This window comes from Ciceribacter sp. L1K23 (assembly GCF_018122705.1).
Classification (GTDB): Bacteria; Pseudomonadota; Alphaproteobacteria; order Rhizobiales; family Rhizobiaceae; genus Allorhizobium.
Map to the genome: position 1 here is coordinate 213427 of NZ_JAGRRC010000001.1, position 26658 is coordinate 240084.

Genomic DNA, 26658 nt, shown 5'->3' on the forward strand with positions numbered 1-26658 from the left:
ATATCGGGGGCAGGGCGTGCGTATCCAAGCGACGTTGGTCGGTTTTTCGGCGATCCTCATGTGGTCATTTCTGGCTCTCTTCACCGCCGCGTCGGGTAAGATGCCACCTTTCCAGTTGTCCGCCGTCTGTTTCGCGATCGGCAGTCTTCCGGGGCTCGTAACCTTCGCCTTCCGACCGCAGCGGTTGCGCTTCCTGAAGCAGTCCGTGTCGGTCTGGTTTATCGGGGTCGCCGGTCTTTTCGGCTACCATTTTCTGTATTTCACGGCGTTGCGCAACGCGCCGGCGGCAGAAGCTGGCCTCATCGCCTATCTCTGGCCATTGCTTATCGTCGTCGGTTCGGCTCTTCTTCCGGGCGAGCGGCTGCGCTGGTATCACGTGGCGGGAGCGATCGCTGGCCTCTGTGGTACGATGCTTATCATCGGCAAGAACGGCTTTGCCTTCGATCCGCGCTATGCCTTTGGTTATGCCATGGCCTTCCTGTGCGCCTTCACCTGGTCGGGCTATTCGCTGCTGACGCGTCGTCACGAAGCAGTATCCACGGACGTGGTCACGGGTTTCTGCCTCGCAACATCCGTCTTGTCGCTCTTCTGCCATCTGCTTTTGGAAACGACGGTCTGGCCGGTTGCGGCTACGGAATGGCTTGCCGTGGTCGGGCTCGGGCTCTTCCCCGTCGGTGCCGCCTTCTATGCCTGGGATTACGGCGTCAAGAACGGCGATATCCAGATTCTCGGGGCTGGCAGCTATGCGGCACCGCTGTTGTCGACGCTCATCCTCGTGATTTTTGGGTTCGCGCAAACCACGCTCACTCTTGCTTTGGCCTGTCTTCTGATCACCGGTGGCGCAGTGCTGGCAGCCCGTGACATGGTTCGGCGCAAGCCAGCCACGCAACAGGCTGAATGAGGTAGCGGGATGGGGGAAGGGATCCTGCTCTATGCCGCGATCGCCTTCGGTATCCTCTACCTGCCGCTCGTCGAGCGCGCCGCTTCACCGGTGCGCACCCTTCTCAAAACCTTGCCCGTGCTGCTATTGGCCCTGTTCGCCTGGCGGTCCGTCGGACCTATCCTTCTGATCCTTGCACTTTTTCTTAGTGCTCTCGGCGATGCCTTTCTTGCGGGATCTGGAGAGCGACGGTTCATCGCGGGTCTTGTGTCCTTCCTGTTGGCTCATATGGCCTACGGTGGGCTCTTCGCTATCCTCGGTGTGCCGACCCAGATTCCTGATGATGCGTGGCGGCTGGTCGCTCTTGCCGCCACGGTCGCGGCGGGCGGGATCATCCTCGGTTTTCTGTGGAGGCCGGCGGGATCGCTGGCGCCGGCCGTTGCATTTTACTGCCTTGCCATTTTCGGCATGACCGCACTGTCGCTTGCGATTCCCTCGCCGCTCGTTTTCCTCGCGGCGGTCATGTTCGTCTCGTCCGACACGACACTCGCTATCCGCACGTTCGTACTTCCGCGCGGGCATCCCCTGCAGAAGCCGTTCGGCATCTATGTCTGGGTCAGCTATTTCCTGGCCCAGTTCACGCTGACGCTCGCTCTGCTAGATGCCACCCTCTGAGCCGGGCGCCCAACCGGGTGGTGCCATCTCGAAGGCAGCGAAATCGAAGCCGGGCGCCACGGTGCAGCCCACCAGGGTGTAGTCACCCAGCGGTTCCGCCGCCTGCCAGCTGCCCGCCGGAATGACAGCCTGCGGACGTTCTCCGCGCAGCAGGTCGATGCCGAGAACGATGGTCTCGACCTGCTTTCCCTCGTCGGAACGATAGAGCGCCAGCGGCGCGCCGGAATAGAAGTGCCACACCTCCGCGGCGTCCTTCACCTTGTGCCAGTGGGAACGTTCGCCGCGCTTCAATAGGTAGTAGATCGCGGTGGAGTGGCCCCGGCGCCCGCCATTCTTGTCGCGGAAGGTCTCGGCATACCAGCCGCCCTCTGGGTGGGGCTGCATACCGAGCGCTGTCACAATCTCCTCAGGCGTCATCAGAAATTGTCCTTACGTCGGCGGATTTCTGCGAAGACTTCCTCGTCCGTCTTGCCCTCCATGAGGAGGTTTCGGCGGATGCCGGGATCGGAGACGCGCAGAAATGGGTTGGTTTCTTTTTCCAGTCCCATCATCGTCGGGATCGTGAAGCGGCCTTCACGTCTCGCGGCCTCGATTTCCTCTGCCCTGGCGCGCAGGCGGGCATTGTCCGGGTCGATCGTTACCGCAAAACGCGCATTGGAAAGTGTGTATTCGTGGCCGAAATAGACCGCTGTCTCGTCCGGAAGGGCGGCGAGCTTATGAAGCGAGTGCCACATGTCGGCGGCTGGCCGCTCGAACAGTCGGCCACAGCCGAGCGCGAACAAGGTGTCGGCGGCAAACAGCAGCTTGCTGTCGGCGAAATGGTAGCAGATATGCCCTGCCGTATGGCCCGGCGTCTCGATGACATCGACCCGGCGGTCGCCGAAGTCGAAACTGTCGCCGTCGCCTACGGCATTGTCGAGACCGGGAATGGCGACCGCCTCATGTACCGGCCCAATGATCTCGCAGCCGTAGCGCTCCTTAAGTTCGAGGTTCGCTTCGACATGATCCGTATGGTGGTGTGTCGTCAGAATGTGGGTGATCTTCCAGCCGCGCCGTTCGGCGGCGGCGATGATCGGTCCAGCTTCGGGCGCGTCTATCGACGCCGTCAGGTTTCGTTCCGGACAGTGGACGAGAACGCCGAAGTTGTCGCTCCGGCACAGGAAGACTTCCATCTCGAGGTTCTGCATGATAGTCCTTTCCTCTTGCCGTTAGAGGCCAAATGTAATGGCTGCGGACTTGAAGTCCACCCGCCTCCTGTTATCAATTGCGCCATGCATGTTGATATCGTCGAGCTCCGGCAGTTCTATCATTCGCTTCTCGGGCGGGTGGCGGAGCAGTCGATCGCGATGGCATTGTCCTCACTCTGGGCGCGCCTGCCCGAGGAGCGTCTCGTTGGCCTCGGATATGCGGTTCCCTACCTCGATCGCTTCCGCGCCGATACCGAGCGGACCTTTGCTTTCATGCCGGCGGGGCAGGGTGCGGTGAACTGGCCGCCGGCGGAGGCTTCGGCGACCGCGCTCGTCTTCGACGAGGAACTGCCGCTTCCCGATTCCGCCGTTGACCGGGTGCTCATGGTGCACTCGCTGGAGTTTGCCGAAAATCCGCGGGAGACACTGAAAGAGATATGGCGGGTGCTGGCACCCGGCGGTCGGGTGGTGATCGTCGTGCCGAACCGCCGCGGCGTCTGGGCGCGCATGGAGCACACGCCGTTCGGTTCCGGTCGTCCCTATTCGCGCGGCCAGCTGACGGCGCTTCTGCGGGAGACCAATTTCACGCCGTCGGCCACGGCGGAGGCGCTGTTCTTCCCGCCCTCAAAGATCAAGGCCGTTCTCAAGTTGCGTCGCGGCTTCGAGCGGATGGGGCGCATGTTCTGGCCGGTTTTTTCCGGTGTTATCGTCGTCGAGGCGCAAAAACGGCTCTATCAGGGGCTTCCGGTCGCCGTCCGATCCTCTCGGCGCGTCTTCGCGCCTGTGCTGGCGCCGCAGGGGGTTCCTTCCACGCGTTGCCTTCCCGAACCGGGCGCGACTTGATCTCACTCGACAAAAAGGGCGTTCCGGTCTAATCGACAGGACCGTTGCCGCCGGGACATTCCCGGCTTTTTTCAGGGAAGTGAGTTCGATGAGCAGCGACGTTTTGAAGCCGGTTCCACGCAAGGGCATCCTTGATATCGCGGCCTATGTGCCTGGCAAGGAGCACGCGCCGGGAGTCGCCCGCGTCTTTAAGCTCTCCTCGAATGAAACTCCCCTCGGCGCCAGCCCGAAAGCCCTTGAGGCTTTTCGCCAGAGTGCCGGTCATCTTGAGCTTTACCCGGATGGACAGGCTGTTGCGCTGCGCGAGGCAATCGCTGGCGTGCACGGTCTCAACGCCGCCAACATTCTGTGCGGCAACGGTTCGGACGAGCTGCTGGGTCTGCTCTGCCATGTCTATCTCGGGCCGGGCGACGAGGGCATCATTACCGAGCACGGTTTCCTCGTTTACAAGATCCAGATCATGGGCTGCGGCGCGACACCGGTCGTGGTGAAGGAGAAGGACTGCCGCGTCGATGTCGACGCCATCCTGGCGGCCGTGACGGAAAAGACGAAGATCGTCTTCATAGCCAATCCCGGCAACCCGACCGGTACCTACGTTCCCGTCAGCGACATCCGCCGGCTGCACGCCGGACTGCCGAAGGACGTCGTCCTCGTTCTGGATGCCGCCTATGCCGAATATGTTTCGGCGAGCGATTATGAGGCAGGGATCGAACTCGTTTCGGGCAATCGAAATGTCGTCATGACTCGGACGTTCTCAAAAATCCATGGTCTCGCTGCACTTCGTATTGGCTGGATGTACGCGCCGCTGGAGATCGTCGATGCTGTGAACCGGGTGCGGGGACCGTTCAACCTCAACGCCCCGGCGATCGCCGCCGGCGCCGCGGCGATCCGCGACCAGGATTTCGTCGCCACCGCCATCCAATACAATAGCCTCTGGCTTGACAAGCTTACCCACGCGTTCGAGACGATCGGGCTGAAGGTGACGCCCTCGGTCACGAATTTCCTGCTGATCCACTTCCCTGATGTCGACGGCAAGCGGGCCGATGATGCCGATGCCTTCCTGACGAGTCGCGGCTATATCCTCCGCGCGGTGAAGGGCTACGGCTTCGCCAACTCGCTCCGTATGACCATCGGGTCCGAGGAGGCCAATCGCGGCGTGATCGAGACGCTCGGTGAATTCATGGGGCGCGCCTGATGGCGGATGTACATTTCGACCGGATCGCACTGATCGGCATTGGCCTGATCGGCTCCTCCATTGCCCGGGACGTGAAGGCGCTGGGATTGGCGAAGGATGTGGTGATATCGACCCGCAGCGCCGAGACGTTGCGCCGGGCGCAGGAGCTCGCCCTCGGCACCTCCTACGTATCCTCGCCCGCCGACGCGGTTCGGGATGCGGATCTGGTGATCGTGTCGGTGCCCGTCGGTGCGTCGGAGGACGTGGCGAAGCAGATGGCGCCGCATCTGAAGCCTGGCGCCGTGGTCACCGATGTCGGCTCGACCAAGGCCTCTGTCATCGCCCAGATGCAGCCGCACATGCCGTCGAACGTGCACTTCATTCCCGGCCACCCGCTGGCCGGTACCGAGAAGTCCGGCCCGGATGCGGGCTTTGCCGGACTGTTCCGTGGCCGCTGGTGCATTTTCACGCCATTGCCTGACACCGATCCAGTGGCTCTGTCGCGGCTGAAGGCCTTCTGGGAGGCGCTCGGGTCGCGTATCGACGAGATGGACCCGCAGCATCACGACAAGGTGCTGGCGATCGTCTCGCACCTTCCGCATATCATCGCCTACAACATCGTCGGCACGGCGGATGATCTGGAGGCGGTCACCCAGTCTGAGGTGATCAAGTATTCGGCCTCGGGTTTCCGCGACTTCACCCGTCTCGCGGCCTCCGATCCCACCATGTGGCGCGACGTCTGCCTGCACAACAAGGACGCGATCCTCGAAATGCTGGCGCGCTTCTCCGAGGACCTCGCCTATCTTCAAAGGGCGATCCGCTGGGGCGAAGGCGACAAGCTGTTCGATCTGTTTACGCGCACCCGCGACGTTCGCCGTTCGATCATTCAAGCCGGACAGGATGTCGACGCGCCGGACTTCGGTCGCCACGCGCTCGATACCAAGACCTGAGGTCAGAGGGGCGGAATCTCTCCTATCGGGAAAAGGCCAAGGGTAACCACGCCGTTGCGGATGCGGATGTCGGTCGCGCCTTTCTGATTGCCACCGAAAAGAGCAGTTAGCAGGTTCGAAGCCGTGTCGATCTCGTTTGCCGCATCCGGCATCACCGCCTTCAGCGTGTCGGCGAGCCCCGAAATACCTTCGAGCTCCACCCGCAGCTTCCCGTTGAGACGGCCGTCTTCGCCGACTTCAAGCGGTCCGCTCAACATCACGACGCGTCCTTCACCAAAGTCGAAAGTTACCCGCCGCAACTGCCCCTTTGTGCCATAAATGGCGCCGCCGGATCTGTCGTAATCCATCAGATCGGCGCGATCGGCGACGGTGAGGTCGACACTCGCGGAAAACGGGGGGAGCGTCAGTTGGCTGTCGCGGACCGCGATACGAATGTCACGGCCGATCGCCGCGTAATCAAGGTCTTCGCCGTTGCGGCGGATGTGCATTTCGGACGACGCTGTCGCGACATCAAAAACCGGAACGTCGGGTGTCACAACCGTGGCCCGAAGCCCCTGCGATTCGGCCGAACTTCGCTCCAGATACGCGGTACTGGTGACCACGCTGGAGCGCAGCATGTGCCATTGCAGCGAAACCCTCGTTCCATTGGTCGAACGGATTTCGCCGGGCCCGTCAAGCTCGGACACGATGTGCCCCGGCGCGTAGATCTGGGCGGCCGAGCGGAAATCGCCGAAGGAGGCGGAAATACCGTTACGATGGTCGTCGAAGGCGAGCTTTTCGCAGAACAGGCCAATTCGGAACGGGAAGCCCCGCAGCTCGCGGTTCTGGCACTCAACCACGGCCCCCAGCGGATTCTGCTTTTCGAAGATGGTTTCTATGCGCTGTTCCAGCGTGGTTGCAGCCAGATGCCAGCCTCCGGTATAGACGATGCAGACCGCCACGACGGCCAGGCCGAGACGCAGTATCTTGCGGCTGGGCGGGGTGGTGGAAGGAGTCGAAGGGGCCATCAAGTGCTCCGGAACTGTCGGCAGGGCCGTCTTTAGTGATGCGGGATATGGACGAATTTTGGGTCTTTGGCTACGGCTCGCTGATGTGGAATCCGGGTTTCGACTACGAGGTCCGCAGTCAGGCGCGTGCTTTCGGGTTTCGTCGGTCGCTCTGTGTTCGCTCTTGGGTTCATCGTGGTACCGAACAGAAACCGGGGCTGGTGCTCGGGCTTGATCGTGGGGGATCCTGCCACGGCGTCGCCTTTCGGATTTCACCGGAACATTGGTTATCTACCGTGGACTATCTGCGGGAACGTGAACTGGTGACGAAAGTCTACGTCGAGCGTTTTGTTCCCGTCCGGCTGTCCGGCGGTTCCACCGTTCGTGCCCTGACTTACGTCGTCGATCGCAGCCACAGGCAATATGCAGGTGCGATCACCGTGACGGAGGCGGCCGACGTAGTCCGAGACGCTATCGGTCGCTCTGGCCCCAATCACGTTTATGTCGAAAACACCGTCGCTCACCTGCGCGAGATGGGCATACGCGATCACTGGCTGGAAGAGGTGGCCAGTCGTGTCGCCGCCTTCTCGCCGGGGGTTACCGCGCCTTAGTGGTAACGTATTGCAGCTCCGCGATGCGTGCCGCCGCCACTGGCGGCAGTGGCAGCTCCGGGTTGTCGCGGGCTGTTTCGATCAGCAGGTCGTCACTGGCCTTTTCCAGTGTGGCAACCAGTTCCTCGAAAAAGGCATCCGGATCCTTTCCGGGAGCGATCGGCGGGAGAATACGAACCTTGAAGTGGCCGGGGTAGCGTATGAACTTGCGGCGTGGCCAGAACAGCCCCGGGTGCATGGCAACCGGCACCACCGGCACGTCGAGATCACGGTATATGCGGGCAATGCCGTATTTGTAGAGCGGCTCTGCTCCGGGTGGCCGGCGCGTACCTTCGGGATAGATGATCAACTGGCGACCGTTCGCCATCTCCTGCTTGGCGCGTTCCATGACGGCTGCCATCACCTTGCCGCGGGCGCCGCGGTTGACCGGGATCATCCGCTGCTTGGCGGCATACCATCCGAACAGCGGGATCCACATCAGTTCACGCTTCAGAATATAGACGGGATCGTCCAGCCAGGGCAGCAGCGCGTAGGTGTCCCAGAATGACTGATGTTTTGGGGCAAGGATGTAGCCGCCCTTCGGGATATTCGCCAGGCCCTCGATCTCGAAGGTGGTTCCCACGATCTTTTCCATCAGCCAATGGCAGGATTTGGCCCATGCCTTTGGAATGCGAAACGCCTGCTTGCGCGACACCGCGAAATAGTATGGCGACAGGACGATCATGCGGATGATCAGATTGGCGTAGAACGCAGTATTGAAGAGTATGGAACGCAGGACGATCATGGAACGGGCAGCCTCTGTCGGATGGCTGTGTGACTACACGATAAAATCCGCGATAGAAAGGCGTCAGTGATGCCGACCGCGTTTCCCGTCAGGGCTGCGAGGCAGGACCTTTGCCGTCAATCGTCCAGCCGGTGATGTCCCGAGCATAGGCGGCGACCATCTTTCCGTATTCGTAGACCAAGGTGCGCAACGCATCGGGATCTGAATACCAGTTGGCCTGCTTAAGGTCCGTGTTGACGACCGGATAGGGGATGAAGTCGGTATCTCGATTGATGCGGCGAAGCTCGTAGAGGCTGCGCGGCATGTGATAGTTGCTTGTCACCAGCAGCACCGAGCGGTAGCCCTTGTCGTGAATCCACCGGGTCGTCTCGCTGGCATTGCCGATCGTGTCCTGGGCTTCGTAACCCATGTCGACGCAGCATTCGAACAGTCCGGCAGAACTCTGCGTCATCCGCCGGATCTGCGTGCTGGTGGTCGACGGATTGACGCCGGAAATCAGTAGTCGCTTACCAGATCCGTGTTTGAGGAGGTCCACCGCCTGGTCGATCCGCTGGTAGCCGCCGGTCAGCACCACGATGGCCTCCGCTCGTGGATTTTCCGGCGGGATCAGAGTCGTGACCGAGTCGACGAAATAGAGAAAGCCGCCAAAGCCTGCCGCGACCATGAGCAGGCATACGTAGCCGGCATAACGCAACGCACGGCGCACCGGGCTTCTGCGGCCGTTAAAATAGTCGCCGAGACGGTGATATCCCGCCGATCGCGAATCGTCTGTCTTGCTCGTCCGGCCCATGGTCATGATCACGTGCATAGCGGCCTTTTATTGCGCCGAACAGGCGGCTTTAAGGCGAATCACAGCTCCCCCGTCAGTCGCCAGCAAGAGGATCGGTCCTGGCCGGATCCGACCTGATGAGGTCGATTTCGTCGATCGTCCGTAGCACCGTCAGCCGCACGGTCAAGGTCGTCAGCAGCGCGATGATGATCATCGTCGCGAAGATACCTGCATAGCCGAGAAGGCCGATGCTGAACGTGCCGAACAGCGCTGTCGCCTGATCGCTCTGCGGAGTGGCGAGGCTCCGGCTCTGCCAGAAGCCTGCAGCTGCGAAGACGCACGCCGCCGCAAATCCGCCGGCGGCCGCACCTTTCAGGCTGATTTTCAGGAAGTGCCGCTGGAATTCGCGCGCCACGAACCGGCTTTCGGCGCCGACGAAATGTAGCACCTCCACGATGTGCCGGTTGCCTGACATCGCACCCCTGGTCGCGAAAACGACCGTCAGCACCATTGCGGTAAAGACCAGGATCAGAACACCGAAGCCGATCAGCACAGTCGTTCGGGCCATGGCGACGAGGCGATTGACCCACGTCCGGTGGTCGTCGAGGAAGGCTTGCGGCACCTCGTTGCGTAACAGGGCGCGCATGGCCTCGAAGTCCGGAGGATTCGATTCGTCGATCGTGATGATGACGAGCCTCGGAACCGGCAGGTCTTCCAAATTCAGTCCGGTGCCCAGCCATGGTTCGAGAAGTCGAGCCGTCGCGTCATCGTCCATGATGCGGCCGTCACGAGTGCCGACGAAGCTCAGAGCCAGATCTTTGGCCCGCACGAGAGCCCGGTTCATGTCCAAGCCATCCTCCGGCTTGATCTGGATCGTGATCTCGCGCGCGATCTGGCTTTGCCAGCCGGCGGCGGTGGCGCGCACCATGGAGACGGCGCCGAATGTCAGGCAGGCAAGGAAGGCCATGATGGCGATGACCACCATCAGAGCATTGCCCTGAATGTTCGTGGGCGGAAGGATAGGCGCGGTCGGCCGCAGGCGCATCTCCGGTCGACGCGCAGGCGCGGTGGCGGGCTGTTGCTGACGATTGGAGGCCGCTTTAATCATAGATGTCCAGCCGCCCTTCGGAGAGAATCATCCGGCGCGCATCCACCTGGTCCATAAGCCCCAGATCATGGGTGGCGATCACCACGGCTGTACCGAGACGGTTGAGCTCGAGAAACAAGCTTAGAAGGCGTCTGGCCATCGGCGGGTCTACATTCCCGGTCGGCTCGTCAGCGAGAAGGATTTCGGGTCGGTCGATCAGAGCTCTGGCGATCGCCACACGCTGCTTTTCGCCGCCGGAGAGTACCGGAGGAAGCACGTTGATCCGCTCGCCAAGGCCGACCCATTTCAGGAGTTCGATCACATCCTGCTTGTAGCTGGTTTCCTCCTTCCCACGAACCCGTAGAGGCAACGCAACGTTCTCGTAAGTGGTGAGGTGCTCGAGAAGCTGGAAATCCTGAAAGACGATGCCGATCCGGCGACGCAGCATCGGCAATTCATCACGCGGAATCTTAGCGATGTCTCGGCCGAAGCTGCGGATCAACCCGCGCGTCGGCTTCAGCGACATGAAGAGTAGGCGCAGCAACGTCGTCTTTCCCGCCCCGGACGGTCCCGTCAGAAACTGGAAGGACCTGTTCGGAATGTCGAATGTCAGATCCCGGAGAATTTCCGGTCCCATTCCGTAGCGCAGGCCGACGTTTTCGAAATGGATCAACACGGGTATCCAGTGAAAGAGCGGGGACGAGGCGACTTGTTAACGATGCCGGTTAACGGACGGTAAACACCGGATCCGAGAGGGCTCCCGAAGCACCTCTTTGCGAAGCATTAACCATTTAAATTTACGACTGGGAAGGATTCGATTCAATGCCAAGTTTTCGTGAGACCCGGCGGTCCGCGAGGGGACAGGTGCATCATGAGCGCGTTCCGCTTTCGACAGACGATAGAAGAATCGGACGCGGACCTGCTGCCGCCGGAGCGCAGGCCGTCCTATCCTTCCCGTCGCTTCCCGACGGCTTCCGACATCGTGGATGCGGAATTCATCACCGTCATTGAGGCTCCGAGACGGTCCTTCGACGCGAGACGGTTCAACGACAATCGCCGGAGCGCAAAGCCCGAGACAGCGGGCGCCGGTCCGGTTGGCAGTCTTGCTTCGGTGGAGCGGTTTCTCGCACGGCTGACGCCGCGCGACTTCGCCACGCTGGTCGGAGCCATCTTTCTCTTCGTCTTCATCCTCGCCGGCATGCTGGCTACCGGCTCATTGGGTCCGGCTCCACGGCCTGTATCTCTTGATCTCACCCACGTCTCCCTGACGCCGAGGGACGCCGACGGCATGCGGCTGTTGCAGGTCAATGCGATTATCGAAAACCGCGCGGACGAAATGCAAGCGGTCCCGCCGGTTCGTGCCGACCTCGTGCTCGACGGCAGCATCGTTTCGAGCGTCGTGATCCATCCGCCCGTGACAAGTCTCCCCGGCGGACACAGCAGGGGATTGGAGGCCAAGCTGCAGCATCCCGGTGGAAAAACGCCGCAATTACAGCTTTCTTTCATGGACGAGGCTGTCGCCGTCTTCTGAGTGTGATAGTCGCGGTCACCGACGCCGTGGCCAGCCGTGGCCCGCCAACCAGCAGGGAATGCCATATGCCCACTGTCCGAGGAAAGATCATCGAGCCGCTTTATACCGCGCGGCAGATCGACGAGCGCAATCACCAGATGGCGGCGGAGATTGCCAAGCAGCCGAACAAGGACCTCCTGGTCATCGCGATCCTCAAGGGCTCGTTCATTTTCGCGGCTGACCTGATCCGCGCGCTTCACGATGTCGGCCTGGCTCCGGAGGTCGAGTTCATCACGCTATCCTCCTATGGCACGGGAACGGTTTCGCAAGGGGTGAGGATCGTCAAGGATATCGACAGCGACGTGAAGGGACGCAGTGTCCTGCTAATCGATGATATCCTTGAATCTGGCCGCACACTGAAGTTCGCCAAGGAGCTTCTCTACGAACGCGGTGCCTCCGATGTTTCCATTGCCGTGCTGCTCGATAAGCGCGTGAAGCGCAAGGAAAACCTCGAGGCTGACTTTGTCGGCTTCGAATGCCCGGACTACTTCGTCGTGGGTTATGGCATGGATGTGGCGTATGCATTCCGCGAGCTGCCGTTCGTCGGCGTGGTTACGGGCGACGCGTCGGCAGATACGTAAAATCCGACACATCCTGTTAACCATTGCCGATACCTCCAAGTCGAAATTTACTTCTCGACAAGGAAAGTCTGGTGATTTGCTCCCATCATAAGAACAGACGGGAGTGCATCGGATGGCCAGGATTCTCATCACCGAAGACGAAGATTCCCTTCGCATGTTCGTTGCCCGCGCGCTGCGCATGGATGGTCACGAAACCCACGAAGCGGCCGATGGTGCCGCCGGTCTGGAAAAACTCGGGGAAGGGTCTTTCGACCTTCTTTTGTCGGATATCCGGATGCCGGTGATGGATGGTATCGAGCTCGCGCATCGCGCTGCGGCGGATTACCCGGATATGAAAATCCTGTTGATGACCGGCTATGCCGAGCAGAGGGAGCGGGCCGAGGATCTGATGACGAAAGTGGTCGACGTCGTCTCCAAACCCTTTGCGCTGCCGGATATCCGCAAAGCCGTGGCACAGGCACTGGCGTCCTGACGGACCGCCGTTCAGCAGCTCCTTATTGCTGAATATCGAGCAGGCGTTCCAGGTAGCGCCGTTCCTCGACACGGCCGCTGTTTTCCTCGAGCTTCCGACGGATCGCCTCGAGGATTTCGCGCGCGCGCTGGACGTCGATCTCGTCTGGAACCCTGACATTCTCGCCGAAGTCCGGCCCGGAGGTGGCACGGGGGCGGCCGAGCGGATCGCGGCCATTCTGGTTGCCCTGTCCGGTCATGCCCTGCTGCTGGCCCTGTCCTTGTCCCTGCTGTCCGCGCATGGCCTGCATCATCTGGTTCATCATGTCGCGGGCGCCCTGGCGTAGCGCCTCCAGCGCCTTGCCCTGTCCCTCGACCGCGCGTTCGCCCTGGCTCCTGCCCAGCGCGTCGCCGGCGCCACGCATCTGGCTTTCCGCCTCGGCGAAGTTGTTGCCCGGCTGAATTCCCATGCCCTTAAGGCCTTCCTGCAATTCCTGCAACTGTTCGCCAAGCGCCTGCTGCTGCTGCTGCAGGTTTTTGAGAGCCTCGCGCAACTGTTCTGCAGTCATCTGGTCAGTTGACTGTTGCTGGTCGGGGGATTGGCCGTTTTCGCCCATTTCCGGATCGCCGCGCTGCATGCGGTCGCGCAAGGCCTGGTCCAGCTGGAAGGTCTGGTCCATCAGGCGCTGCTGCTGCTGCATCAGTTCGCCGAGCTTGTCGATCTGCTGGCGCATCTGGCTGTTTTCCTGCTGGTTGCCCTGCTGCGGGCGGCCGGCCTGGAGATTGTTCATCATGCGCTGCAGTTCCGACAGCATCTGCTGGGCTGCATCCCGATTACCGGACCTCGCGAGGTTCTCGATCTGGTCGAGCATGTTGTTCAAGTCCTGCGCCCGCAACATGTTTTGCGGCTGCTGCTGGTTGTCGGCCATGTTGCCTTGTTGCTGCTGCGCAAGGGCCTGCATGAACTCCTGCATTGCGGCGCGAAGCTCGTCCATCAACCGCTTGATCTCCTCGTCGGGGGCATTGCGGTCCAGTGCGTCGGCGAGCGCCTGTTGCGCATCGCGCAGGCGGCGTTCGGCCAGCGACAGGTTGCCGTCCTCTATGCCGAGCGCGATTTCCCAGAGGTAGTCCGCGGTTTCCTTCATCGCCTCCGGAGACTGGGCCTGCTTCATCCGAAAGCGTGCCGATTCGATCAAGAGATAGTGGGAGAGATTTGGAATGGTTTCGTCGGCACGGATTGTGAGTGCCTCATTCAGCGCGACCGCCTCAGGCATCTTGCGTGTGTCGAGAGCAAAGACCTGCCGCTGTTCCGCGACGGCGGCAGCCAGCAGCTGGCTAAAGTTTCGGCTTGGCAGAACCATTTCGTATGGCTGGCTGCGACCCTCCTGTCCGGCGCCGTCTCGGGCGACGAGCGTGATACGCACGCGTTTGCCGGCCATTGGATGCTCTGTCAGGTTCCGGCTCGAGACACCCTTGCTCTCGCGCGCATTATGGCGCGGCAGGTCGAGCTTGTATTCCGGTGGCGGGTAGAGCGGAGTTGCTTCTGCGTCGACGTCGCCCGCCGGCTCAATGATCGCGTGCGCCTGTTGCAGCCCGTAATCGTCGCGGGCGATGAAGGCGATCTCCAGTGCGCCGTTGACGGCACGGCGCGGCATACCGTCGAAAGCGATTTCAGGCGCCTTGTCGGGGACGACCCCGATCTGCCACTCACGGTCAGCGGCCTGCAGGACGCCGCCCGTCTCGATCTTGTAATTGAAGGTGCGGGCCGCCTGCGTCGTCGCGGCCGGAGCAGGTGTCGGGGGAACAGGTGCTGATCCCGCTTCCTGAGCCGCATCTGCTCCTTCTGCGGAAATATCGATCGGTTCCGCTCCATCGCCGAGGAAGCGCACCTGTTCCTCGCCATTGCCGCCGCTGATCCGGACGGTTACCTGCGAGAACTGCGGAACGCTGCCAAGGGCTGCTTCGGCGGAATTCTGACCTGTCAGGAAGACGGGTGCACGGTTGGTGTAGGAAGGTGGCGTGATCCAGGCATCAATGCGGGTCGCTGGAACTTCGCTGACGGTGCCGTCTAGGCGGAAGGCGTCGCGTACGGAGCCTGCTCCGTTTGAACCGGAATAGGCAAACGCGGTCACAATCAGGAGCGCGGGGATGGTCCGGAGCGCGAAGCGGTCGAAGCGGGCGATATCCGGCTGCGGCAGTCCGGCGTCGAGTGCCGCGATACGCTCGGCCATTCGCCGCTGATGCTCTTCCCAGAGCGCTCTGGCAAACGGCGTTTCGAATGCCGGTTCATCCTCCTGCACCGCGACCGGCTGGTGCGGCAGGAGGTTGCGTTCTTCCAAAAGGCGGTCCGCGTCTTCAGCATCCGGCCAGCGAAGTCGCGCGAATGGCAGCAGCGAGGCGATGAAGCCGAAGACCAGCAGGAACAGCAGCGCAAAGCGGAACACATCCGGCAACATGCGGAATACGCCGAACCACGCCAGCGACACGAAGACGGCGGCAAGGCCCGCAGGCAAGAGGATCAGCGGCAGAAGGCGTTCGGTGAAGAGAACGAGCCGGGCGAACGAGCGTTTCACGGCCACGCGGCGCGCAAGCCGTGCGTCGTTGCGGAAAGCGCCTTTTCTGCTGGCAGAACGGCCTGGTGCATTCATCATCAGGTCTCCCGTCGAGGCGTGGTGTCGCGGGAATCAGGGCGCGAGCGTTCCTCTACTGGTGTAGAAGATAACATTCTTTGTGGCGAAGACGAGGGTGCCAACAGGAGCGGGCGCGCTTTTCCGACCATTTCGCCGAAAAGTGATTGGCCTGTTCAGCCGAGCCAGTCGGGCACGGAATCGAGCGCGATCAGGTCATCATAGCTCTGGCGAGGACGAACCACACGGAATTCGTTTTCCTTCACAAGAACTTCCGGGATCAGCAGGCGCGTATTGTAGGTGCCGGCCTGTACCGCGCCGTAGGCGCCAGCCGAACCGACCGCGAGAAGGTCGCCCGGCTTCGGCATTGCCATCTCTCGGTCGAGCGCCAGATAGTCGCCTGTCTCGCAGACTGGCCCGACCACGTCGGCGCGGATGCGCGGTGCGCTTGCGGCCGAGATGACGACGGGGCGGATTTCGTGATGGGCCTCGTAGAGGGTGGGACGGATCAGGTCGTTCATGGCCGCGTCGACGATCACGAAGGTCTTTTCTCCGCCGTCCTTCACGTAGATGACTTCAGTCACCAGGATACCGGCATTGCCGACAATCAAGCGCCCGGGCTCCGTGACGATCCTGCAGTTCAGTCCGGCAAGTTGGTCCTTGACGATCGTTGCGTAGGCATCCGGTTCCGGCGGCGGGTTGTTATCGTCCTTGTAGGGGATGCCAAGACCCCCGCCGACGTCCACATGGTCGATGCCGTGACCGTCGGCGCGCAATGTCTCGACGAGTTCGCGCAGCAGCCGGAAGGCATCCTCGAACGGCTGAAGCTCGGTGATCTGGCTGCCGATATGCATGTCAATGCCGGTCACCTCGATACCGGGCAGGGTGGCGGCACGAGCGTAGACGGCGCGGGCGCGCTCGTAGGAAATGCCGAACTTGTTTTCCTTCTTGCCCGTCGAAATCTTCGCGTGCGTCTTGGCGTCGACATCCGGATTGATGCGGAAGGAGACGTGCGCCTGCCGGCCGAGCTTTTCGGCGCGGGCACTCAGCACTTCGAGTTCGGGTTCTGATTCGACGTTGAAGCAGTAGATGCCGGCCTCAAGCGCCAGATCCATCTCCCGCACCGTCTTGCCGACACCGGAGAACATGATCCGGTTCGCGGGGATGCCGGCCGCCAGCGCGCGGCGAAGCTCGCCTTCGGAGACCACGTCGACGCCAGCCCCGAGGCGCGCAAGCGTTTTCAGTACCGCCTGGTTGGAATTGGCCTTCATCGCGTAGCAGACCATCGCATCGACGCCGTCGAAGGCCTTGGAGAAAACCTTGTAGTGTCGCTCGAGCGTTGCCGTCGAGTAGACGTAGAAGGGCGTTCCGACCGCCTTGGCGATCTCGGGCACGGCAACGCCCTCCGCGTAGAGGATGCCGTCGCGATATTCGAAATGGTTCACGGGTCTGGCCTGTCAGAGAAGCGGATCGAGAACGAACGGGTCGTCGGGTACCGGTTGCTTGTTCGGTGTCGACAGCTTGTTCTGCTGTTCGACCGGCATGCTCGGCGGATCGAGGTCGCCCTTACGCCCGCATCCCGCCAGCACCATTGGAGCGGCAGCGAGAACGAGTGTCACCACGAACATGCGTCGGAAGGTCTGCGTCATGATCCAGCCCAAAGGAATTCGATGTCTAGCCTGTAGCGGAAAACCGGTGCCTTGTGCACCCCAATTCGCGTGATGGAACAGGCCGTCGAAGTGATCAATTGCGCGCACGCCACCAGGCGATCTGTTTCCTCACCTCGCTCGGCGCGGTGCCGCCAAAGCTGTTGCGGCTGGCGACCGACGCCTCGACCGTCAGGACGTCGAAGATGCTTGCCGTGATCGCGGGATTGATTTGCTGCAGTTCTTCGAGCGACAGTTCGGCAAGGTCGCAACCCTTCTTCTCGGCCAGCGCCACGGCATGGCCGGTGGCATGGTGAGCGTCGCGGAAGGGCAGTCCTGCCTCGCGTACCAGCCAGTCAGCAAGGTCAGTGGCGGTCGAATAACCGGAACCGGCTGCTGCCTTCATCTTGTCTGTGCGGATCGTCATGTCGGTGACCATGCCGGTCATCGCGGCAATCGCCAGCTCGAGGCTTTCGGCCGCGTCGAAGACCTGTTCCTTGTCTTCCTGCATGTCCTTGGAATAGGCGAGCGGCAGGCCCTTCATCACCGTCAGAAGCGCGATCAGCGAACCGTTGATGCGGCCCGTCTTGGCGCGCACCAGCTCGGCGGCATCAGGATTCTTCTTCTGCGGCATGATCGATGAGCCGGTCGAAAACGCGTCCGACAGCCGGATGAAACCGAACTGCGGGGTCGACCAGATGACGATCTCCTCGGCCAGCCGCGACAGGTGCGTGGCGCAGATCGAGGCGATCGACAGGAATTCCAGCGCGAAGTCGCGGTCGGAGACGGTATCGATCGAATTGCGGGTCGGCTCGCGGAAGCCAAGCGCCTTGGCCGTCATGTGCCGGTCGATCGGGAAGCCGGTGCCGGCGAGTGCGGCTGCGCCGATCGGGCTCTCGTCCAAATGCTCGATTGCATGGCGCACGCGCTGGCGGTCGCGGCCGAACATCTCCACATAGGCCATGCAGTGGTGGCCGAAGGTCACCGGCTGTGCCGTCTGCAAATGGGTGAAGCCGGGCATGACGCTGTCCGCATGCTCGTCCGCCCGGTCGAGGAAGGCGTCGATCAGGCCGGACAAGGCTGCTTCCGTCTTCTGCAGTTCTTCCTTGACCCAGAGGCGGAAATCAAGCGCAACCTGGTCGTTGCGCGAGCGCGCCGTGTGCAGGCGGCCGGCGGCCGGGCCGATCAGGTCGGCCAGACGCGCCTCGACGTTCATGTGGATATCTTCGAGCTTGCGCGAGAACTGAAACGTACCGCCCTCGATCTCTGACAGGATCGTGTTCAGGCCGTGAAGGATCTTGTCTTTGTCCTCGGCCGAAATGATGCCTTGATGCGCCAGCATCGTCGCATGCGCCATCGAGCCGCGGATATCCTGGGCATAGAGCTTCTTGTCGAAACCGATGGAGGCATTTATCTCCTCCATGATCGCCGACGGTCCCGACGCGAAGCGGCCGCCCCACATCTGGTTGGAGGATTTTCCGTCCTTGGTTCCGTCAGCCATGTAATGCCCCTGGAGACTTGAATGACCCAAAAGAGACCCTTCGGACTTCCTTCGGCCAGATTGGTTGCGATTGCGGCGGTTGCCGGCATCCTGGCCGGCGGGGTTGCGGTATACGTGAAGCAGGCGGGGTCTGGCAATGCCGTCGCGTCCGCTGATGCCGCCGCGTGCGCGGGCTCCGTCGAACGGGCGCAAGCACTGTCGCCCGCCATCCGAGGCGAGGTCGCCGCACTGGTGCCTGTCGACGAGCCGCGAAAGATCGCCAACCTGGCCTTCAAGGACGCATCAGGTGCTGATACCTCCCTTGCCGCCTTTGCCGGAAAACCGGTCCTCATCAATCTCTGGGCGACCTGGTGCGTGCCATGCCGGGAGGAAATGCCGGCGCTGAATAATCTGCAGAAGGCGATGGGCGGGGAGGATTTCCAGGTTCTGGCGATCAACATCGATACGCCCAATGCCGGGGACAAGCCGAAAGCTTTCCTGGAGGAAATTGGTGTCGACAGCCTCGGCCTCTACCGGGACTCCAGTATGGGCGTCTTCAACTCCATGAAGAAGGAAGGCCTGGCTTTCGGCCTGCCGGTGACTGTTCTCGTCGATGAAAAGGGTTGTCTGCTCGGTTCGATGAACGGCCCGGCCGCCTGGGATAGCGACGACGCCAAGGCGCTGGTGACGGCCGCAGTGTCGCCGCCGACTACCTGATGCTCTCTCAGCCGGGGGCGTAGATGCGTGGCTGATCGACCACGAGGAATCCGCGCTCCTCGCGACGGTGGGGAAACTGCGCCGACGCGTCGAACTCCACCATTTGACCGCCTTCCGTCGTCGCGATGACGCGGCGCGAGCCGGGGCGGTCAAGAACGCGGAGGATGCGGGCGGAGATGCCGCTGCCTCTCTCGTCTGTCCAGCGCACATCGGTCGGGCGGAACAGGACTTCCGCCGGACCGTCGGAAAGTCCGGGAGCCTCATAGGAGAAGCCCTCGACCTCGGCCTTGCCTGAGCGAACCTGAGCCTTCAGGCTGTTGGCATCGCCCAAAAAGCGCATCACGAAGGCATTGTCGGGCGAGCGGCAGACCGTTTCCGGCGTACCCTGTTGAACGATCTTACCCTTGTCGAGGATCACGACACGGTCGGCGAGATCGAGCGCTTCCTCCTGGTCGTGGGTGACGAACAGCGTAGTGATGCCGAGTTCGTCGTGGATCGTGCGCAGCCAGCGGCGCAGATCGCGGCGGACATTGGCGTCGAGCGCGCCGAAGGGTTCGTCGAGCAGCAGCACCTTCGGATCGACGGCCAGCGCGCGGGCGAGCGCGACGCGCTGGCGCTGGCCTCCCGATATCTGCGCCGGAAAGCGTTCGCCCAGTCCGGACAACTGCACCAGGGCCAGGAGTTCGTCGACCCGCCTGTCGATTTCGGCCGGTGAGCGCTTGCGCTTGGAAACCTTCATGCCGAAAGCGATGTTCTCGGCGACCGTCATGTGCGGGAAGAGCGCATAGTGCTGGAAGACGAAACCCACGCCGCGATCGCGGACCGGAATGTTCGTCGCATCCTCGTCTCCAAAATAGATATGTCCGCCATCGGCGAATTCGAGACCCGCGACCATGCGCAGGATGGTCGTCTTGCCGGAGCCGGACGGGCCGAGGAGCGCCACCAGTTCGCCGCTCTCGATGTCGAGCGACACGCCATGCACGGCGCGGAACGTATCGAAGGTCTTGACGACCGAGTCGAGCTTGATTTTCACGAATGGACCTCCGAAGTAGTCGGTGTGCCGGCCAGTGTTGTCGGCCGGCTGCGGCGGCCTGCGCCCTGGCGTTCGAGCAGGACCTTGGCGACGAGCGTGACGAGGGCGAGCAAAGCAAGGATCGAAGCGGCGGCGAAGGCGCCGACGGCATTGTAATCCTGGTAGAGCAGTTCGATATGCAGCGGCAGCGTATTGGTCTGGCCGCGAATGTTGCCGGAGACGATCGACACGGCGCCGAACTCGCCCATCACACGGGCGTTGCACAGCACCACGCCATACAGCAGAGCCCATTTGATATTGGGCAGCGTAACCGACATGAAGGTACGCAAGCCGCTCGCGCCCAGCGAGGTGGCAGCCTCTTCCAGATCACGGCCCTGGGCCTGCATCAGCGGAATCAGTTCGCGGGCCACGAACGGTGCGGTGACGAACATGCTGGCGAGCACGATGCCCGGCAGCGCAAACATGATCTTCAACTCAATGGAATCCAGCGTCGGTCCGAACAGGCCTTGAAGGCCATAGACGAAGAGGTAGCAGACGCCGGCGACAACCGGCGATACCGAGAAGGGGATCTCGATGACGATGGTCAGAAGCCGCTTGCCGGGAAAGTCATGCTTGGTGATCGCCCAGGCGGCAGCGACCCCGAAGAGGGTGTTCACGGGCACGGCAATTGCCGCCGTGATCACAGTCAGCATCACGGCATGACGTGTGTCCGGTTCGCTGATGCTCTCCAGGAAGTAAGGAATGCCGCGCGAGAAAGCCTCGGCGCCGATCACCACCATCGGCGCAATGACGACAAAGGCGACGAGCAAAAGTACGATGGCAAGCAGCGCGTACTTGAAGATGGGCGCATCTCCGACGCGGGGAGGACGGCGGTGGCTCGATTGGCTCATGGCGTCAGCCTTTCACCGTGTAGCGCAGGGCGCGTGCCTGCAGGATATTGGTCACGGCCAGCATCACGAAGGCGGCGATCAGCATGACCGAGGCGATCGCGGCGGCGGCCGGATAGTCGTATTCCTCAAGCCGGATGAAGGCGAGCAGCGCGGTGATCTCGGTCTCGAACGGCTGGTTGCCAGCGATGAAGATGATCGCGCCGAATTCTCCGAGGCTGCGGGCGAATGCGAGCGAGGTGCCGGCCAAGAGCGCGGGCGCCAGCAGCGGCAGAATGACCCGGCGGAAGATTGACCAGTCGCCGGCGCTCAGCGTCTGGCCCGCTTCCTCGAGTGCGGGATCAAGCTCTTCGAGTACCGGCTGCACGGTGCGAACGATAAAGGGCAGGCTGGTGAACGCCATGGCGACCATGATGCCGAGCGGGGTATAGGCAACCTTCACGCCGATCTGCGACAGGACCGAGCCGAACCATCCGTTGGTTGCGAACAGCGTCGTCAGAGAGATCCCGGCCACTGCTGTTGGCAGCGCGAAGGGCAGGTCGACAAGCGCGTCAATGATGCGGCGGCCGGGGAAACGGTAACGCACCAGAACCCATGCGAGCGCGAGCCCGAAAACGAGATTGAAGAGCGTCGCCACCAGGGCGGAGCCGACCGTCACCATGTAGCTCGCGACGGCCCGCTCGGAGGAGACGATGCGCCAGTAGTCGACCGGTCCGAGGCTGGCCGCCTTGAAGATCAGCGCGGCGAGCGGCAGCATGATGATGATCGCGGCATAAACCAGCGTGATCCCGAGGGACAGCCGGAAGCCTGGCAATACGCGCCGTGTCAACGTCGTCATCCTTTCATGAGAAAACCGGCGGAACGTCCGCCGGTCCGTCAGCCTGGTTACAGCTGCCCTTAGCGGCTACCGTAGATACCGTCGAGAATCCCACCTTCGGCAAAATGCTCCTGGGAGACCTTGCTCCAGCCGCCGAACACGTCCTCGACCGTCACGAGACGCACGTCCGGGAACTCGTCCTTGTACTTGGCGGCGACCGCCTCGTCATGAACGCGATGTCCGAATTCGGCGGCGACGGTCTGGCCTTCCGGCGTGTAGAGGAAGTCGAGATAGGTCTTCGCCAGGTCCTGACTGCCCTTCTTCTCGGCGACCTTGTCGACAATGGCGACCGGGAATTCGGCCAGAAGGCTGACGGAGGGGACCACCTGCTCGTAATTATCCTCGCCGTATTGCTTGGCGATCGACTTGGTCTCGGCTTCAAAGGTGATGATGACGTCACCGATCTCGCGCTCGACAAAGGTCGTCGTCGCGGCGCGACCGCCCGTGTCGAAAACGGGAACGTTATCGAAGATCTTGTCGACGAATTCCGTCACCTTGGCCTCGTCGCCGGCGAACTTCTCCTTCGCGTAGGCTGTAGCCGCGAGATAGGTATAGCGGGCATTGCCTGATGTCTTCGGGTTCGGGAAGATCACCTTCACGTCATCACGGGCGAGATCGTCCCAGTCCTTGATGCCCTTCGGGTTGCCGGCGCGCACGAGGAAGGACGGGAAGGAATAGAAGGGCGAGGCATTGTTCGGGAATTCGCTCTGCCAGTCTTCGGAAACGAAGCCGTTCTTCACCAGGAATTCGATGTCGGTGACCTGGTTGAAGGTCACGACGTCAGCCTCGAGGCCCTCGACGATCGCGCGGGCCTGCTTGGAGGTGCCGCCATGCGACTGGTCGATGGTGATGCCCGGATTGACCTTGATGAATGCCTCGTTCTCCGCCTCGAACAGCTCGCGGGCGATGTCGTAGGAGGCGTTCAGAAGCTTGTCGGCGGCAACGGCCTGCAGCGGAACGGTGAAGGCGGCAAGTGCTGCGGTGACGAGGAGGAGGCGTTTCATGCGGATGCTCCGGAATGCGGGGGCCAGTATCGAGCCTGCAAACTAGAGCGTCATCCGTGCGCTTCCGAGGAATGACAGACCAATGATCCATGAACGCAGCAAAAATCTTTGCGCGGTAAGAGGTTTGTCCGGAATGCGCGGGGGTCCGCTCAGCGGGTGGGGACGGGCACTTCGCCGCGATAGTCGTAGAAGCCACGGCCGGACTTGCGGCCAAGCCAGCCGGCCTCGACATACTTTACCAGCAGCGGACAGGGGCGATACTTCGAGTCGGACAGGCCGTCATGCAACACCTGCATGATCGAGAGACAGGTATCGAGACCGATGAAATCGGCGAGCTGCAGCGGGCCCATCGGATGGTTGGCACCGAGCTTCATGGCGGTGTCGATCGCCTCGACCGAGCCAACGCCCTCATAGAGCGTGTAGATCGCCTCGTTGATCATCGGCAGCAGGATGCGGTTGACGATAAAGGCGGGGAAATCTTCCGCGACCGTGATGGTCTTGTCGAGCGAGGCGACGAAAGTCTTGGCGGTCGCGAAGGTCAGTTCCTCGGTGGCGATGCCACGTACGAGTTCGACCAGCTTCATCACCGGTACCGGGTTCATGAAGTGGATGCCCATGAAACGCTCGGGACGGTCGGTTGATGCGGCAAGGCGGGTGATCGACAGCGACGATGTATTGGTGGCAAGCAGCGCTTCCGGCTTCAGGACCGGGCAAACCTGCGCAAAGATCTTGCGCTTGACGCTCTCGTCCTCTGTCGCCGCCTCGATCACCAGATCCATCGGCGCGAGGTCGTTGATGTCGGCGCTGCCGGAGATTTTCGCGACTGCCGCCTTGCGGTCCTCCTCGGAGAGCTTGCCGTTGCTCACCTGCCGGGCAAGGTTTCCGTTGATCGTGGCGAGACCTGCTTCAGTTCTATCCTTGGAGAGGTCGTAGAGGGTCACCTTGTAGCCGGCGAGCGCGCAAACCTGAGCGATGCCGCATCCCATCTGACCAGCGCCAATGATTCCTACGTTGCTGATCGTCGTGTCCATCGCGCTCTCCCCACGCAGTCTGTTTTTGGCAAAGAAATGCCGGACCCCCATTCTTGAGGGCCCGGCAAGATTGATAGACTCGCTTTGGTCGTTTTTCCAGTCTTTTCGCAGGTGCGAAAGAGCGAGGTTTAAAGCGACTTCTCGAGTTCCGGCAGGATTTCGAAGAGATCACCGACGAGACCGTAGTCGGCGACCTGGAAGATCGGCGCCTCCTCGTCCTTGTTGATCGCGACGATCACCTTGGAGTCCTTCATGCCAGCGAGGTGCTGGATCGCGCCGGAGATGCCGCAGGCGATGTAGAGCTGCGGGGCAACCACCTTGCCGGTCTGGCCGACCTGCCAGTCGTTGGGGGCGTAGCCCGCATCGACCGCCGCGCGCGAGGCGCCGACGGCAGCACCGAGCTTGTCGGCAACAGGCAGGATGACTTCCTTGAACTTCTCGGAGGAGCCGAGCGCGCGGCCGCCGGAGATGATGATCTTGGCGGAGGTCAGTTCCGGACGATCCGAAGACGACAGCGCGTCGGCGACGTGGCTCGACACGCCCGGGTTGGCACCGGCCGAGATGGTCTCGACGGACGCCGAACCACCTTCGCCGGCAGCGGCGAACGAGGCGGTGCGGACCGTGATCACTTTCTTGGCATCGGTCGACTGCACGGTCTGGATGGCGTTGCCGGCATAGATCGGACGCTTGAAGGTGTCTGCGGATACGACCTCGATGATTTCCGAGACCTGCATGACGTCGAGCAGCGCTGCAACGCGTGGCATGACGTTCTTGCCGACCGATGTCGCCGGAGCGATGATCACGTCGTAACTGCCGGCGAGCGCGACGATCGTCGCGGCCAGCGGCTCGGCAAGGTTGTTGGCGAGCGAGGCGTCGTCGGCGAGCAGAACCTTGGCAACGCCTGACAGCTTGGCAGCGGATTCCGCTGCTGCCTTGGCGCCGGAGCCGGCGACGAGGATGTGAACATCGCCGCCGATCTGCGTCGCGGCCGTCAGCGCCTTGGCGGTCTGGTCGGATACGGTGGTGTTGTCGTGTTCTGCCAGAAGAAGAATGGCCATGTCTTTATCTCCCTATCCGTTCCGATTAGAGCACGCCGGCTTCGGTCTTGAGCTTGTCGACCAGTTCGGCGACGGTCTTGACCTTGACGCCAGCCTTGCGGCCACCGGGCTCCTCGGTCTTGATCACCTTCAGGCGGGCAGCCGTGTCGACGCCGAAATCGGCCGGGCTCTTCTTGTCGAGCGGCTTCTTCTTTGCCTTCATGATGTTCGGCAGCGAGGCGTAGCGCGGCTCGTTGAGACGCAGGTCCGTCGTGACGAGGGCCGGGAGCTTGACGTTGACGGTCTGCAGGCCGCCATCGACCTCACGGGTCACGTCGGCGGAGCCGTCCTTGATCTCTAGCTTGGAGGCGAAGGTTGCCTGGCCCCAACCGAGCAGGGCGGCGAGCATCTGGCCGGTCTGGTTCGAATCGTCGTCGATCGCCTGCTTGCCGGTGATCACGAGACCCGGTTGTTCGGCCTCGACTACACCCTTCAGGATCTTGGCGACGGCGAGCGGCTCGACTGCATCCTCGGTCTCGACCAGGATCGCGCGGTCGGCACCCATTGCGAGAGCGGTACGCAGCGTTTCCTCTGCCTTGGCCGGGCCGATCGAGACGACGACGACTTCCTCGGCCTTGCCCGCTTCCTTCAGCCGCAGCGCTTCCTCGACGGAGATTTCGTCAAAGGGGTTCATCGACATCTTGACGTTGGCGAGTTCGACGCCCGAACCGTCCGGCTTCACGCGGATCTTCACATTGTAGTCGACGACCCGCTTAACGGTGACAAGTACCTTCATGAGTTCCTTCCTTCATTGCCCGCCCTGAAAATGCGCTTTCGGACGGTCCTCCGATAGTCAGTCGGCGACATGGATACGCATTTTTTTCGCAAACACAACGGCCCGCCCGGCGGCATAATGTCGTTTAAACGATTATATTACGTTCACGTACACGTAAAATTTCTCGCTATGCCGATCGACCCCAGCGAACGGCCTGGCGCGCCGGCTCGGAGCGGCCAATCATTGATGGCGCGGTCGGCGACGCCTCCTCATGTTTGACCGAACGGGGCGTGACGATCGTGCGGTCGAACAAGGGCACGCCGCGGCGGCGCATGACCAGAACCAGAAGACCGCCGGCGAATATGCCGCCGACATGTGCGCCCCACGAGACATTGGAGCCGAAGTCGGTTGCCAGCATCACGAACTGCTGGCCGATCCAGAAGACCAGCGGAATGGCCGCTGGAAGAGGAAGGGGAAAACGGAAGAGTACCAGTACCCATACCCGCACCTTCGGGTGGAGCAGAAGGTAGGCTGCGATCACGCCGGAGACGGCGCCCGACGCACCGATCAACGGCACCTGCGACTGCGGTCCGACAAGGCCGTGAAAATAGGCTCCCGCCGCGGCGCAGAGCAGATAGAAGATCAGGAAGCGGAGGTGCCCCAGGGCGTCCTCGACATTGTCGCCGAACACCCAGAGGAACAGCATGTTGGTGCAGAGATGCATGAGGTCGGCATGCAGGAAAGAATAGGTGAGCACCGTGGCGTCGGGCGGCACAAGTGCCAGCGAAGGATCGAGAGCGGCATAGTCAAATACGACAGCCGGAATGAAGCCGAAGCTGAAGATTGCGGCGGTCGCTATCTCTTCCGGCATTGACAGCACCGTCAGGACATAACCGACGACATTGAGGATGATCAGGCCGAGGGTGACGTATTGTCGCCGAATGTGTTTGAGGGCGTTCCTGTCGTGCAGCGGTATGAACAAGACGCCGGACCTTTC

Annotated in this window: 29 protein-coding genes; 10 read left to right on the forward strand and 19 right to left on the reverse strand. The window is 61.9% G+C overall.

The window, feature by feature from the left end; all coding sequences use genetic code 11:
* Positions 1 to 16 precede the first annotated feature (16 nt).
* The gene (locus J5J10_RS00925; RefSeq protein WP_211928438.1) at positions 17 to 901 is read left to right on the forward strand and encodes an EamA family transporter; all 885 of its coding nucleotides are present in this window, start codon (positions 17 to 19) and stop codon (positions 899 to 901) included.
* A gap of 9 nt (positions 902 to 910) precedes the next feature.
* Positions 911 to 1555, forward strand: coding sequence for a lysoplasmalogenase (locus J5J10_RS00930; protein WP_211928439.1), 645 nt, complete (start codon positions 911 to 913; stop codon positions 1553 to 1555).
* Here the strand turns inward: J5J10_RS00930 and J5J10_RS00935 are convergent.
* A complete protein-coding gene (locus J5J10_RS00935; protein WP_211928440.1) occupies positions 1538 to 1972 on the reverse strand; it encodes a cupin domain-containing protein in 435 nt (144 codons plus the stop codon). The two genes, J5J10_RS00930 and J5J10_RS00935, sit on opposite strands and share 18 nt — an antisense overlap.
* Positions 1972 to 2742, reverse strand: a complete 771-nt coding sequence (gene gloB / locus J5J10_RS00940) for a hydroxyacylglutathione hydrolase (protein WP_211928441.1) — start codon at positions 2740 to 2742, stop codon at positions 1972 to 1974. Before gloB ends, J5J10_RS00935 begins: the two co-directional genes overlap by 1 nt.
* An 84-nt stretch (positions 2743 to 2826) precedes the next feature.
* On the opposite strand from gloB, the gene J5J10_RS00945 reads away from it, so the two are divergent.
* From J5J10_RS00945 to J5J10_RS00955, 3 genes are all read left to right on the forward strand, one after another.
* Positions 2827 to 3585, forward strand: a complete 759-nt coding sequence (locus J5J10_RS00945) for a methyltransferase domain-containing protein (protein WP_211928442.1) — start codon at positions 2827 to 2829, stop codon at positions 3583 to 3585.
* An 88-nt stretch (positions 3586 to 3673) separates the two neighbouring features.
* Complete coding sequence (gene hisC / locus J5J10_RS00950) at positions 3674 to 4780, forward strand: histidinol-phosphate transaminase (protein ID WP_211928443.1); 1107 nt, start codon at positions 3674 to 3676, stop codon at positions 4778 to 4780.
* A complete protein-coding gene (locus tag J5J10_RS00955) occupies positions 4780 to 5709 on the forward strand; it encodes a prephenate/arogenate dehydrogenase family protein (protein ID WP_211928444.1) in 930 nt (309 codons plus the stop codon). The genes hisC and J5J10_RS00955 overlap by 1 nt, the downstream gene beginning before the upstream one ends.
* A 2-nt stretch (positions 5710 to 5711) precedes the next feature.
* Here the strand turns inward: J5J10_RS00955 and J5J10_RS00960 are convergent, their stop codons facing one another.
* Entirely contained in the window at positions 5712 to 6716 is a 1005-nt protein-coding gene (locus J5J10_RS00960; RefSeq protein ID WP_211928445.1) for a DUF2125 domain-containing protein, read from the reverse strand.
* A 35-nt stretch (positions 6717 to 6751) separates the two neighbouring features.
* Here J5J10_RS00960 and J5J10_RS00965 point away from each other — a divergent pair, with 35 nt between their 5' ends.
* Positions 6752 to 7306 (forward strand): gamma-glutamylcyclotransferase, encoded by a 555-nt coding sequence (locus J5J10_RS00965; RefSeq protein WP_211928446.1) that lies wholly within the window; start codon positions 6752 to 6754, stop codon positions 7304 to 7306.
* On the opposite strand, the gene J5J10_RS00970 is transcribed toward J5J10_RS00965, so the two are convergent.
* From J5J10_RS00970 to ftsE, 4 genes are all read right to left on the reverse strand, one after another.
* Complete coding sequence (locus J5J10_RS00970; protein WP_211928447.1) at positions 7293 to 8090, reverse strand: 1-acyl-sn-glycerol-3-phosphate acyltransferase; 798 nt, start codon at positions 8088 to 8090, stop codon at positions 7293 to 7295. The two genes, J5J10_RS00965 and J5J10_RS00970, sit on opposite strands and share 14 nt — an antisense overlap.
* An 88-nt stretch (positions 8091 to 8178) precedes the next feature.
* Positions 8179 to 8898, reverse strand: coding sequence for a YdcF family protein (locus J5J10_RS00975; protein ID WP_249116642.1), 720 nt, complete (start codon positions 8896 to 8898; stop codon positions 8179 to 8181).
* Positions 8899 to 8953: 55 nt separating this feature from the next.
* A complete protein-coding gene (locus J5J10_RS00980) occupies positions 8954 to 9967 on the reverse strand; it encodes an ABC transporter permease (RefSeq protein ID WP_211928448.1) in 1014 nt (337 codons plus the stop codon).
* The gene (ftsE, locus tag J5J10_RS00985; RefSeq protein ID WP_208554316.1) at positions 9960 to 10619 is read right to left on the reverse strand and encodes a cell division ATP-binding protein FtsE; all 660 of its coding nucleotides are present in this window, start codon (positions 10617 to 10619) and stop codon (positions 9960 to 9962) included. Before ftsE ends, J5J10_RS00980 begins: the two co-directional genes overlap by 8 nt.
* 198 nt (positions 10620 to 10817) lie before the next feature.
* On the opposite strand from ftsE, the gene J5J10_RS00990 reads away from it, so the two are divergent.
* The 3 genes from J5J10_RS00990 (at position 10818) to J5J10_RS01000 (ending at position 12569) form a co-directional block, all read left to right on the forward strand.
* A complete protein-coding gene (locus J5J10_RS00990) occupies positions 10818 to 11477 on the forward strand; it encodes a hypothetical protein (RefSeq protein ID WP_211928449.1) in 660 nt (219 codons plus the stop codon).
* Positions 11478 to 11542: 65 nt separating this feature from the next.
* Positions 11543 to 12097, forward strand: coding sequence for a hypoxanthine phosphoribosyltransferase (gene hpt / locus J5J10_RS00995; protein ID WP_211928450.1), 555 nt, complete (start codon positions 11543 to 11545; stop codon positions 12095 to 12097).
* 112 nt (positions 12098 to 12209) lie between these two features.
* Positions 12210 to 12569: a response regulator gene (locus J5J10_RS01000; protein ID WP_211928451.1), complete on the forward strand. Its 360-nt coding sequence runs from the start codon at positions 12210 to 12212 to the stop codon at positions 12567 to 12569.
* 22 nt (positions 12570 to 12591) lie between these two features.
* Here the strand turns inward: J5J10_RS01000 and J5J10_RS01005 are convergent, their stop codons facing one another.
* From J5J10_RS01005 to argH, 4 genes are all read right to left on the reverse strand, one after another.
* Positions 12592 to 15195, reverse strand: a complete 2604-nt coding sequence (locus tag J5J10_RS01005) for a TIGR02302 family protein (RefSeq protein WP_211931100.1) — start codon at positions 15193 to 15195, stop codon at positions 12592 to 12594.
* 155 nt (positions 15196 to 15350) lie between these two features.
* A complete protein-coding gene (gene lysA / locus J5J10_RS01010; RefSeq protein ID WP_211928452.1) occupies positions 15351 to 16619 on the reverse strand; it encodes a diaminopimelate decarboxylase in 1269 nt (422 codons plus the stop codon).
* Positions 16620 to 16631: 12 nt separating this feature from the next.
* Positions 16632 to 16823: a lipoprotein gene (locus J5J10_RS01015; protein ID WP_211928453.1), complete on the reverse strand. Its 192-nt coding sequence runs from the start codon at positions 16821 to 16823 to the stop codon at positions 16632 to 16634.
* Between the two features lie 94 nt (positions 16824 to 16917).
* Positions 16918 to 18321, reverse strand: coding sequence for an argininosuccinate lyase (gene argH, locus J5J10_RS01020; RefSeq protein ID WP_211928454.1), 1404 nt, complete (start codon positions 18319 to 18321; stop codon positions 16918 to 16920).
* Positions 18322 to 18342: 21 nt separating this feature from the next.
* Between argH and J5J10_RS01025 the strand changes: the two genes are divergently transcribed.
* Positions 18343 to 19017 (forward strand): TlpA disulfide reductase family protein, encoded by a 675-nt coding sequence (locus J5J10_RS01025; protein WP_211928455.1) that lies wholly within the window; start codon positions 18343 to 18345, stop codon positions 19015 to 19017.
* A 7-nt stretch (positions 19018 to 19024) separates the two neighbouring features.
* Here the strand turns inward: J5J10_RS01025 and J5J10_RS01030 are convergent, their stop codons facing one another.
* From J5J10_RS01030 to J5J10_RS01065, 8 genes are all read right to left on the reverse strand, one after another.
* Positions 19025 to 20050: a sulfate/molybdate ABC transporter ATP-binding protein gene (locus J5J10_RS01030; RefSeq protein WP_211928456.1), complete on the reverse strand. Its 1026-nt coding sequence runs from the start codon at positions 20048 to 20050 to the stop codon at positions 19025 to 19027.
* Entirely contained in the window at positions 20047 to 20940 is an 894-nt protein-coding gene (cysW, locus tag J5J10_RS01035; RefSeq protein ID WP_211928457.1) for a sulfate ABC transporter permease subunit CysW, read from the reverse strand. The genes J5J10_RS01030 and cysW overlap by 4 nt, the downstream gene beginning before the upstream one ends.
* A 4-nt stretch (positions 20941 to 20944) precedes the next feature.
* A complete protein-coding gene (gene cysT, locus J5J10_RS01040) occupies positions 20945 to 21766 on the reverse strand; it encodes a sulfate ABC transporter permease subunit CysT (protein ID WP_249116643.1) in 822 nt (273 codons plus the stop codon).
* A 68-nt stretch (positions 21767 to 21834) separates the two neighbouring features.
* Entirely contained in the window at positions 21835 to 22818 is a 984-nt protein-coding gene (cysP, locus tag J5J10_RS01045) for a thiosulfate ABC transporter substrate-binding protein CysP (RefSeq protein ID WP_211928458.1), read from the reverse strand.
* 149 nt (positions 22819 to 22967) lie between these two features.
* Positions 22968 to 23849, reverse strand: a complete 882-nt coding sequence (locus tag J5J10_RS01050) for a 3-hydroxybutyryl-CoA dehydrogenase (RefSeq protein WP_211928459.1) — start codon at positions 23847 to 23849, stop codon at positions 22968 to 22970.
* A gap of 128 nt (positions 23850 to 23977) precedes the next feature.
* Positions 23978 to 24907 (reverse strand): electron transfer flavoprotein subunit alpha/FixB family protein, encoded by a 930-nt coding sequence (locus J5J10_RS01055; protein WP_211928460.1) that lies wholly within the window; start codon positions 24905 to 24907, stop codon positions 23978 to 23980.
* Between the two features lie 25 nt (positions 24908 to 24932).
* Positions 24933 to 25682 carry an electron transfer flavoprotein subunit beta/FixA family protein gene (locus tag J5J10_RS01060; RefSeq protein WP_211928461.1) on the reverse strand — a complete coding sequence of 250 codons (750 nt, stop codon included), beginning with the start codon at positions 25680 to 25682 and terminating at the stop codon, positions 24933 to 24935.
* Positions 25683 to 25848: 166 nt separating this feature from the next.
* Positions 25849 to 26643, reverse strand: coding sequence for a rhomboid family intramembrane serine protease (locus tag J5J10_RS01065; protein ID WP_211928462.1), 795 nt, complete (start codon positions 26641 to 26643; stop codon positions 25849 to 25851).
* Between the last annotated feature and the right edge of the window lie 15 nt (positions 26644 to 26658).